Annotated in this window: 6 protein-coding genes; 5 read left to right on the forward strand and 1 reads right to left on the reverse strand. The window is 61.8% G+C overall.

The window, feature by feature from the left end:
* Positions 1-21: 21 nt before the first annotated feature.
* Positions 22-1,437 carry a DUF5939 domain-containing protein gene (locus AC0L26_RS21335; protein WP_473634364.1) on the reverse strand — a complete coding sequence of 472 codons (1,416 nt, stop codon included), beginning with the start codon at positions 1,435-1,437 and terminating at the stop codon, positions 22-24.
* Between the two features lies 1 nt (position 1,438).
* On the opposite strand from AC0L26_RS21335, the gene AC0L26_RS21340 reads away from it, so the two are divergent.
* The 5 genes from AC0L26_RS21340 to AC0L26_RS21360 all read left to right on the forward strand — a co-directional run bounded on the left by AC0L26_RS21340 (position 1,439) and on the right by AC0L26_RS21360 (position 8,826).
* Complete coding sequence (locus AC0L26_RS21340) at positions 1,439-2,467, forward strand: hypothetical protein (RefSeq protein WP_473634365.1); 1,029 nt, start codon at positions 1,439-1,441, stop codon at positions 2,465-2,467.
* A gap of 73 nt (positions 2,468-2,540) precedes the next feature.
* A complete protein-coding gene (locus tag AC0L26_RS21345; protein WP_473634366.1) occupies positions 2,541-3,065 on the forward strand; it encodes a GNAT family N-acetyltransferase in 525 nt (174 codons plus the stop codon).
* A gap of 96 nt (positions 3,066-3,161) precedes the next feature.
* A complete protein-coding gene (locus AC0L26_RS21350; protein ID WP_473634367.1) occupies positions 3,162-4,541 on the forward strand; it encodes a hypothetical protein in 1,380 nt (459 codons plus the stop codon).
* Between the two features lie 286 nt (positions 4,542-4,827).
* A complete protein-coding gene (locus AC0L26_RS21355; protein ID WP_473634372.1) occupies positions 4,828-8,127 on the forward strand; it encodes an ATP-binding protein in 3,300 nt (1,099 codons plus the stop codon).
* An 18-nt stretch (positions 8,128-8,145) separates the two neighbouring features.
* The gene (locus AC0L26_RS21360; RefSeq protein ID WP_473634373.1) at positions 8,146-8,826 is read left to right on the forward strand and encodes a redoxin domain-containing protein; all 681 of its coding nucleotides are present in this window, start codon (positions 8,146-8,148) and stop codon (positions 8,824-8,826) included.
* Positions 8,827-9,018: the final 192 nt, after the last annotated feature.

Genomic DNA, 9,018 nt, shown 5'->3' on the forward strand with positions numbered 1-9,018 from the left:
CAATCTTCAGGGGCCAAGTCTTCAGGGGATCGTATATACTGCTATCTCCCGCTCAATGCCGCGCAGCGAGACCTCGTGGGGCACGGGCGTCAGTGCGTTCCTGTGCAACAGATCGGCGGTGAGATTGTCGTCGACCACCGCACGAGTGGCGAAGATCGCCTGTGCGTTGGCAAGGTTCTGGACCCGCGAAGCAATGTTGACCGTCTGGCCGAAATAGTCCTGTCGCTCGTTCATAGACACGGCGATGCAGGGGCCGGCATGGACTCCAATCTTGAGCAGCAGATCCTCGCGCCCGCTCTTGTCGTTGAGCTCACGCATGGCATCGCGCATCCTGAGGGCCGCAGCAATCGCACGATCAGGCGTCGCGAAGGTCGCCATCACCGCATCACCGATCGTCTTCACCACCGCGCCTGCCTCCGCCGCGACGATCTCGTGCAGAACCTGGAAATGCACGCGCACGAGATCGAAGGCTGAAAGGTCGCCCACCCGCTCGTAAAGCTCGGTCGATCCACGCAGGTCGGTGAACAGGAAGGTCAGGCTGGTGATTTTCAGGCGCTGGTTGATGTCGAGCGTATCCGTGCGATAGAGATCGCGGAACGTCTGGTTGGTGAGCAGGCGCTTGGCGGTCAGGAAGGGCCGGCGTTTGCCCAGGAAATCATGCAATAGCCGGCCGGCGATGAAGACCGTCGGCAGCACGCGGGTGTCGGTCCTGTTTTCCAGCGAAATGCGCAACGGGCCGGGTTGCATCTCCAGCGTCTGGTTCTGGACATGGTCGCGGTCGAAGACCAACGAGAGGCTTCGGCGCTCTTTTGTTGGTTCGCCCTTCCCGTCGATGAACTGCACTGAATGGGTGACCGGCTCGAAGACGATGATGAATTCAGACGGAATCTGTATGGGCAGAACCGCCTTTTCACCGGGGGCAAGCTCGATATCCTCCAGCGAGAACGCTTCTATCTTTTTCGCGAAATCCTCTTCCGGCAGATCGACGCCGGACCCCCAGTAGATCTGGCGGAAGTATTCCATCAGCGGCAGTTCGTGTGGATTGTGGGCGGCAATCCTGCGCACGCGGGGACTGACGGTGAATGTCACCTCGACCATCTCGTCGAGGGTCGGCGAATAGTCCTCGGAGCATAGCGCGCAGGTGTATTCGTCCTTCTGCAGGGTTTTCAGCGTGGCGTTGGTGTCGAGCACACCGCCACAGCCGGGGCACAGAACATTCCAGGAAATGTCGAAGATGCCCACCCGCGCCGCATGGAGAAAGGCGCTTATGGCGCGCTCCTCGTCGAGGCCATGCTTGCTGGCGAAGGCTGGCACATTGATGCGGCAAAGTTCGCGGTCCTTGCCCTCCGCGATGGTTCGCTGGATCGCGTCGATTGCCTGCGGATCGACATCGGTCGATTGCCGCAGAAGCGAGAACAGATCCTGAGCTTCGTTCATCGTGCAGGCTCCCGAAAATGCGCGCCCGGGCGTGTTGACCGGACGGGTCTTCGGTCCGAGCGCTCCATCTTACTTCGAAACGGACCGTACGGCCATTCGAATGGATAACCCTGGTGACGGTTCAATTTCCATTCGGCGGATTTTCACCGGTCGCAAGCGGCACTATGATGGGTCCATGGCGCATTCATCTTTGGGACTTTCTCCCATGCCGACACCCAACAACCCGCCGTTTCCCGCGGCCCTGCGCCTTTTCTCGGTGGTGGTCATCATCGTGCTGATCGTGGGCGCCGGCCTATTTTTCGCGCCGGTGCTGGTCAAGCCGCGCTGGCCTTGGGCCGTCACGCCGTTCAATGCCCGCTTCCTCGGCGGCTTCTACGCCGCCGAAACGGTCGTGATGGCGGCGCTGCTGGTCTGGAACCGCTGGTCGCCCGGCAGGCTCGTGCTCGTCATGGCCTTCATCTTCACCGTCATCGTGTCGGTGGCTTCGTTCATCAATCTCGGCTATTTCAACTTCGAGCGCAAAGCGCCCTGGCTCTGGTTTTTGGTGTATCTTGCTTCGGTCGCGGTGTCCGGGCTGTTCCTGTGGCGGGCCAGGGCCCGTCCTTCTGCAAAAGGCGTGATCTTAAATCCCGCATGGCGCGGCTACATGCCGGTGGAAGCGGTGATCCTCGGGTTCTACGGCGTCGGCCTGTTGCTGTTCCCCCTGACATCTAGCAGCTTCTGGCCATGGCCGATCGATGCCTTCCACGCCCAGGTCTACAGCGCCATCTTCCTTGCCGGCGCGGGCGGCACATATCTCGTCTGGGAAAGCGCGCCGCGCGAGGAGTTGCTGGTGCTCGGCCTTGCGCAGTTTCTGGTTGGCCTGCTTGCCATCCTTGGCATTGTCGTCACCGACGCCGCGGTGCACCGGATCGACTGGACGGCGACCGGGACATTGTGCTGGCTGGCCCTTTTCGGCTGGATCGGCATCAGCGGCGTCTTCAAACTCTACGCCGCCTCCCGGTATTTTAGCTCGCAATCGGAAACATAGGTTGCAGAGACGCTGGATTTTTAGGTGACGTCCGGTGCATCGTGCCGGGCCGATTGCCTTCGCCAGGAGCGCCATGACCAGCACGACCTCGCCATCCCAAGGGAAAATCCAGCCGCAGCTCCGGGCCGTCCGGCCAAGCGATGCGGAGGCGCTCTGCGCTATCTTCAACATGCCGGGCTTCCGCTGGGGCACGCTCAGAATGCCCTTCGAGATGGTGGAGCAGGTGGAGCGGCGCATCGCTAAGTCCGGACAGGAAACCACCTGGATCGTTGCGGAGCTGGACGGCAAGGTCGTCGGCCATGGCAGCCTGATCGTGCAGGGTTCGCCGCGCCGTTCGCATATCGGCGAGATCAATATCGGCCTTGACGATGCCTTTGTCGGCAAGGGCATCGGCTCTGCCATACTTGGCGCGCTGCTTGACGTGGCCGACAACTGGCGCGCTCTGAAGCGGGTCGAATTGACCGTCTATGCCGACAACGAACCGGCCGTCCGTCTCTACACAAGCCACGGCTTCGAGGTCGAAGGCCGGCATGTGAAGGCCGGTTTTACCGACGGGCAGTACCACGATCTTCTGAGCATGGCACGGCTGCGGTTCTGAGATCCGCTGTTTAGTTGATGATCTATGTGTGGGCGGCCCCATCCGGCAAGTCTGGTCTCACTTGGCGTTTGCACCGCAAGCGGCTAGACGGGACCAATGACCGCCGACCCAACCCCTGCGCCTCCGGTGGAAATTTTGGCTGTGCTGTCGCTGCTCTGCCCGGAAGTCGTACGTGACATCGAGCAGAACTGGAATGCACCGGTTTCCGATTATGCCCGCCATCTGTGGCGGCCGGTGGCAAGGCCTGCATCGGGCCCGGCGATCGCTGCCCGCTCGATCCTGCGCGAAGTCCTGCATCAGCGCCTTGCGGTGATCATGCAGCCTGAAGAGATCGGCAGGGCCCTCGAAGAATTCGAGCACAGACCGGTGATTCAGTCCGGCCTGCACTGCCTGCTTCTGATGGACCGGATCACCTTCGATGCCCTCCTGCTTGCCTGGCTCGGCGCGGTCGAAAACGGGCTGTCGGCCTTCTTCGGCTTCATGGGAACGACGATGACCATGGAGACAATTGGCCGGGAGGGGCCGGGATGGCTCGATGTCGGCGACGACAAGGTCAACCTGTTTGGCATGGGACGCCACAAACTGTGCCGCAAAAGCGCCTGCGCGGCCGGTCCCGTCTCCCTCAACAAGCGCGCGCTCGAAGCGGTGGGCGATGAAACCGATGCCAGCCGCTGGCTGGGCACACTGCTTGCCAGTCAGGACAAGGTGTTTGGAACCGCCGCCGATGCCCTTACAGCCCTCAACGAGGATCTGGTCGCCGATTGGGATCGTTCCGGCATGGCCCTGCCGGTTTTCATCGATGATCGGCTCGCCGCGGCCGCAGTGGCGCGGCATCTAGAACATGATGGCAGCCTTCTTTCCAGGCTGCTCACCGAGCCCGCAAGGCGCCAGCGTCTTGAATGTGCCTTGCAAACGGCCGCATCGAGCCCATTTGGCAGATTCCTGCCCAATGCCACGGCCTATTTCTGGGGCGTCCGCGAGGAGCGCGTGCGCAAGCTTGTCCTCGAGAACGGGCACCTGATCGAGCCTGACAGGCCGCATGGTCTTTCCATCCCGTTCGAGCGCCCGCATCTCAGGCAGGCGCTGCTGGATGGCGTGCTGCTGCCGAACTTGTTCCTGATGTTCCTCGTCCTTGCCATATTGCCGCGCGTGCGGGTTGTGGGCGGCCTGAGACAGATTGGTTACGTAGCGCTTTTCCACTCAATCCTGCTGGCTGCGCTAGATGAAAACGCGCCGGAAGAGCGCGATCTGGCTGCGGAGCTCCAGGTTCGGGAAAATGCCTGGGGCATGCGGGTCATCGATGAAAAGATCTCGGTCCGCGAGCAGCTTGCCGGCCTGCCGGAAGGGGCGCTCTTTCCGGACCTGCTCCGGCAATACCGTTCGCGGACATTTGCCGAGACGACCGACGACCTGAAACTGGTTCGCGAAAACGCCCGATGGCGCAAGATCGGCCAGGCAGAGATCAAGGCGAGCTGAGCCTTACTTCAGGTTGATTTTCTGGTCCGCAACCGCAAGCGACGGCGATCTATGGGTGAGCCTCTGGCGTCTGATCCGGCCGCTTCCTTGACGCTGATGTCTTTCGGATTTCGACGACGGCTCCGCTGATCGGCAACACTCTGCCACCCCACGTACACTGATCGCTTGATGCCCATTTGTGCTGCCGCTTGCTGGTCGACGGTTATCGGTTCATCCTTGTGAAATACCTGGCCGTGAAGTGCGTAGCGAGATCACGCCGTCACGGCCCCTAGTGAGGTCATGTCCTATGGACTGCTCGGGCTGCGGTTTCGAGGTTGAGGGCGGTTACGCTTTCTGTCCGAGGTGTGGCAGGCGCCAGCCCGTGCCATGCGCCAGTTGCGGCTACCCCTGCGCACCTGATTTCGAGTTCTGTCCGAAATGCGGGGCGAGCGTCGGTGCGCCCGCAAAAGCCGTCGAACGGCCTGCTCCGACACCAAGCCGGACCATTGTGCCGCCTTCTCGAACTCCGTCGCTGCTTCCGAACATCGAAAGCGAAGATAGGCTGCATCCCGTCTCTGACGCCGATCGCCGGACGGTAACAGTCCTGTTCGCTGACCTTTGCGGCTTCACGACACTCAGCGAGCAGCTTGACCCCGAGGTCACGCAAGCGCTGCAGAACGAACTGTTCAAGGAATTGACGGCGGCCGTGCGAAACTTCGGTGGTTTCGTCGACAAATTCATCGGCGATGCACTGCTCGCCTTGTTCGGTGCGCCGGTTGCGCATGAGGACGATCCGGAACGTGCGCTTCGCGCCGCTCTCGACATGATCGCCCGGACGGCGCGGCTCGGCGAAAGCACCTTCCACTCCGGCTCGCCTCTGTTACTCCACATCGGCATAAACACTGGTCCCGTCGTTACTGGTGGATTGGGCATCGGCACCGCCAAATCCTATTCGGTGACCGGCGACACAGTGAATACGGCGCAACGCCTGCAATCACTGGCCGCACCGGGTGAGGTGCTGGTAGGCGAGCTCACTCACAGGCTGACCCGGCATGCCTTCTCTTACGAGTCGCTGGGTGATGTCGTGTTTCGCGGCAAGGCTGGCAGTGTGCTCGTCCATCGACTGGATGCACCGCTTGCGGCGCCGCGTGCCGCGCGTGGGCTCGATGCACTCGGCCTCAGTGCGCCGATAATAGGTCGTGGTGCGGAGCTCAATAGAATGATGGCAAGCCTTGACCAGGCGTGCAGCGGTTCGGCCCAACTTGTCCGCCTCGTCGGAGAAGCCGGTATCGGCAAATCGCGGCTGGTGAAGGAGTTCGTCGCCCGCGTCGGCGACGAGGATCGTTTTCGCAACGTCGCCGTGCGGCTAGCCACCTGCTCACCGCTGGGCGAACGATCATTTGGCGCCTTGAGCGCAGTGGTGCGCAGCGCTGCCGGGATGATGCAAAACGACAGTGGGGACGAGGTGCGGGGGAAGCTCGCAGGCTTGCTTACCGATCTAGGCCTGCAGGGCGAAGAGGCGAAGCGGCTGATGCCTTTGCTCTACCATGTGCTCGGCCTTGGCGACCCCGATGCCACCCTGCAGCATGTCGAGCCCGAGCAACTGCGGCGGCAAATTCTCTACGCAGTCCGCACAATCATCGAACGGCGGCTTGCGTTGTCGCCGCTGTTGATTGTCGTCGAAGACCTGCACTGGGCCGACGCCGTGTCGCTTGAGGCACTACGTTTCGTGATGGACAGGTTGGAACGCACGCGGTTGATGTTGCTGGTCACGCATCGTCCGGCGCCGGACAACGGCCAGCTCGACTCAAATCGGGTCAGTCACACAGCGCTCAGGCTTTCGCCGCTCAACAATGATGACGGACGCAACCTGCTCGCGGCGCTTTTCGGCGAGAGCTGGATAAACGCCGCAGGAGGGCTTCTCGACCAGATCCTTGAGCGCGCGGGCGGCAACCCCCTTTTTATAGAGGAGATCGTTCGCGGCCTAATCGATCGCGGTGTACTGATGCGCGAGGGCCAGCGATGGCGGACTGTGGCAGGCGAAGTCGCAACCGGCATTCCCGCCACTATCCAGGCAATGCTGCTTGCTCGCGTCGACCGGCTGCCCCAAGAGGTACGCCGGTTGGCTCAGGAAGCCGCGGTAATCGGCCCGCGCTTCGATGCCACACTTCTGAAAACCGTGACAGCCGACCCCGACCGGCTAGAAGCCGGCTGCGAACTGCTTTGCGATGCGGAAATCATCGAGGAAGTTGCTGGATCAGGCTCGGTCTCATCGCAAAGCTACCGCTTTACGCAAACATTGCTGCAGGACGTGATCTACCAGAATCTGCTCCTGCAACGCCGGACCGACATCCACGGGCGGGTCGGTGCTGCCTTGGAGCAACTGTTCGGCGACAAGCCGGAACGGCTCGAGGATTTGACCGTGCTCGGTCATCATTTCGCACAGAGCGCCGAGCGAGAGAGGGGCGCGCATTACCTGCAGGCGGCGGGCGATCGCGCTCGCATGATATACGCCAACGACGACGCCCTCCGTTTCTACGAGCGAGCACTGGCTGCGTTGGCCGCGATCGGGCAAACACCGCTCAAACTGGCAATTGCAGAGCGCATTGCCGATTTGAGCGGTCCGGCAGGCCGCCGCGAGATCGCCCACCACCACTACGAGACGGTGTTGCAAGCATACCGCGAGTCGGCCGACCGTGTCGCTTCGGCGCGCGTTTTACGCAAGATCGGTCGGCTGCTCTGGGACGTCGGCAAGCGGGACAGCGCAGAATCCCGCTATGCCGAAGCGGCAGCGCTCCTCGATGGAGCGGACGCCCCGATCGAGCAGGCGCATCTCTGGCAAGAACGCGGCCGACAGGCGTTCCGTAGCGGAGATCACGCTCTCGCGGCAAAACGGGCAGACGCGGCGCTGGATTGCGTACGCACTCTGACAACGGAGCATGTCTCCGAGGTAGGGTGCGATGCCACTCTCGTGACAGCCGAGGCACTTAATACCAAGGCTGTTGCGCTGGCTCGTCTCGGGCAAAACCGTGAAGCCGTGCGTCAGGTTGAACGTAGCATCGAATTGGCCGAAGCCGCCGGTCTACTGGGCGCGGCCTGCCGCGGCTACACCAATCTCGGCGTGCTTTACACGACCATCGATCCGGCACAGGCGATGGAGGTCTGTCGGCGCGGTCTTGAAGTGGCCCGCCATATTGGTGATTTGGGTTTCCAGGCGCGCCTCCTCGCCAATCTGGCGGTCGCTTGTTGTACTTTCACGGATCGCTGTCCAACGGAGGGCGTGCCTGCTGCCGAGAAGGCGATAGAGATCGACCGGGCGCTCGACCAGCGCGAGCATCTGCCGGTGCCGTTGATCGTGCTTGGGCAGATCCACCAGTGCAACGGCCATCCGGAACTGGCGGTTGGCTTGTTCCACGAAGCACTCGACGTAGCCCGCGAAACGGGCGAGCCCCAACTGCTGTTTCCGTGCTATGATGGTCTCGCAACGCTTAATCTCGACCTCGACAATCTGGCCGAGGCCGAACGCTACTTTTCCCTGGCGCAGGGAATATGCGCCCAGCACGGGCTCGACCCGGAAGCGCTTGTGGTGCTGCCTTTTCTCGACTAGCCGGGTTGGAGGTTGGAAATGTCCGCGCGTGGTGACTTGGTACCGCTTCAGCCGGGCGACCGTGCGCCGAACTTGGTTCTCGACGCCATTACCCAGGAAGGCAAGATTGCGCTTGACGACTTTCGCGGACAAAAACCGGTGCTGGTCGGCCTGTTTCGAGGTCTGCATTGTGCGTTTTGCCGGCGCCATATTGCCGCCCAGGCGCGGTTTGATCCGGAACTGCGCGAAAAGGGCGTGGAGAGCCTGACGGTGGTCAACACGCCGATCGAACGGGCGCGTCTCTATTTCCGCTACCACCCGATACCGAATCTGCTCGCGGCCTCCGACCCTGAACGCGCTTCACATCGTGCTTTCGGACTTCCCAATCTCGAATTCACTCAAAACGAGACGAACTGGCCGTACAAGGTTTCGATGGCAGCGGTAAAGGATATGCGGGTCGACATACCGAGCGAGTTGCCCGGTCCTATGGATCCTCTTGCGGCCGGCGAAATCCTCGACAAGAAGGACCCTTACGAACTGACCGAAGCCGACGAGCAGATGATGGCAACGGGACACGGACAACTGGTCGGTCAGTTCCTGCTGGACCGGCAGGGGATCGTCCGCTGGAGCTTCACGGAGGTTCCAGAGGGTGGGCGATACATGTTTGCGGCGCCAAGCCCGCAGGAGTTGATGTCAGCCGTGTCTCAAGTCGCCCAATAGACAAGTCGCCCAATAGACTTGCGAACGAGGTAAACGGGCGGGACACTGAGGTGACACTGACAAGTTCGCCGTTCATCCGAGAACAGCCTCGACCGTAGCAACAAAGTCATCGAGCGAGCGGTCCCCGCGAATCTCGATGCGCGGAAGGTCGATGGGATCGCAATCGAGGTCCGCCGGCCCGTGTTTGCGGCC

This window comes from Mesorhizobium sp. WSM4823 (genome assembly GCF_055811195.1).

Bases quoted from the DNA above. Each gene is read 5' to 3' on its own strand.
- AC0L26_RS21355 (WP_473634372.1), top strand. From the start codon at position 4,828: ATGGACTGCTCGGGCTGCGGTTTCGAGGTTGAGGGCGGTTACGCTTTC.
- AC0L26_RS21350 (WP_473634367.1), top strand. From the start codon at position 3,162: ATGACCGCCGACCCAACCCCTGCGCCTCCGGTGGAAATTTTGGCTGTG.
- AC0L26_RS21360 (WP_473634373.1), top strand. From the start codon at position 8,146: ATGTCCGCGCGTGGTGACTTGGTACCGCTTCAGCCGGGCGACCGTGCG.
- AC0L26_RS21335 (WP_473634364.1), bottom strand. From the start codon at position 1,437: ATGAACGAAGCTCAGGATCTGTTCTCGCTTCTGCGGCAATCGACCGAT.
- AC0L26_RS21345 (WP_473634366.1), top strand. From the start codon at position 2,541: ATGACCAGCACGACCTCGCCATCCCAAGGGAAAATCCAGCCGCAGCTC.